Origin of the sequence: Arthrobacter pityocampae (assembly GCF_002927275.1) — a bacterium.
Classification (GTDB): Bacteria; Actinomycetota; Actinomycetes; order Actinomycetales; family Micrococcaceae; genus Arthrobacter_D; species Arthrobacter_D pityocampae.
In genome coordinates this window covers 1-1068 of record NZ_PRKW01000038.1, presented here as the reverse complement: position 1 = coordinate 1068, position 1068 = coordinate 1, and the positions used below count along the sequence as shown (strand labels likewise).

2 protein-coding genes are annotated in these 1068 nt (G+C 65.9%); both read left to right on the top strand.

Annotation, left to right across the window (positions count from 1 at the left end):
- The coding region (gene urtB, locus C4K88_RS18180) for an urea ABC transporter permease subunit UrtB (protein WP_104122826.1) at positions 1–789 on the top strand (789 nt) is incomplete at its 5' end.
- Positions 789–1068, top strand: a 280-nt coding sequence (locus C4K88_RS18175; protein ID WP_438502361.1) for an ABC transporter permease subunit, incomplete at its 3' end; no start/stop codon positions are given. The genes urtB and C4K88_RS18175, both read left to right, overlap by 1 nt.

Genomic DNA, 1068 nt, shown 5'->3' with positions numbered 1-1068 from the left:
CACGGCGAGATGCTGATGCTCGGCGCCTACAGCACCTACATGGTCCAGGTGCTGGTGCAGCGCTACGCCCCGGGCGCTATCGAGTTCTACCCGCTGATTGCCCTGCCGGTAGCCTTCGCGGTCAGTGCCGGCGTGGGCATGGCGCTGGAGCGCACGGTCATTCGCCACCTTTACGGCCGCCCATTGGAAACCTTGCTGGCCACCTGGGGCATCAGCCTGATCCTGATTCAGGCCATCCGCCTGCTGTTCGGCGCGCAAAACGTCGAGGTCAGCAACCCGGCGTGGCTGTCGGGCGGTATCCAGCTGCTGCCTAACCTGGTACTGCCCTACAACCGCCTGGTCATCATCGGCTTCGCCCTCGCCGTGGTGCTGCTCACCTGGCTGCTGCTCAACCGTACGCGGCTGGGCCTGAACGTGCGCGCGGTCACCCAGAACCGCAACATGGCCGCCTGCTGCGGCGTGTCCACCGGGCGCGTCGACATGCTCGCCTTCGGCTTGGGCTCTGGCATCGCCGGGCTCGGCGGCGTGGCACTGAGCCAGGTCGGCAACGTCGGCCCGGACCTGGGCCAGAGCTACATCATCGACTCGTTCCTGGTGGTGGTGCTGGGTGGCGTCGGGCAACTGGCCGGGAGCCTCTGGGCCGCATTCGGCCTTGGCATCGCCAACAAATTGCTGGAGCCGCAGATCGGTGCCGTGCTCGGCAAGATCCTCATCCTTGCGTTGATCATTCTGTTCATCCAGAAGCGCCCGCAAGGCCTGTTCGCCCTCAAGGGACGGGTAATCGACTGATGAACCAGCCACTGCTTGTCACCTCTACGCAAAAGGCCGGGCCATGCCTGACCCTGGCCATCGGCGCCATCGGCGCCATCGTCGTCCTGTTGTTGCTGGCCCTGCCGCTGCTGTCCCTGCTGCCGGCGGATCACGTGCTACAGGTATCGGCCTACACCCTGACCCTGGTCGGCAAGATCCTCTGCTACGCCATCGTCGCCCTGGCCCTGGACCTGGTCTGGGGCTATGCCGGCCTGCTGTCGCTGGGTCACGGCCTGTTCTTCGCCTTGGGCGGCTACG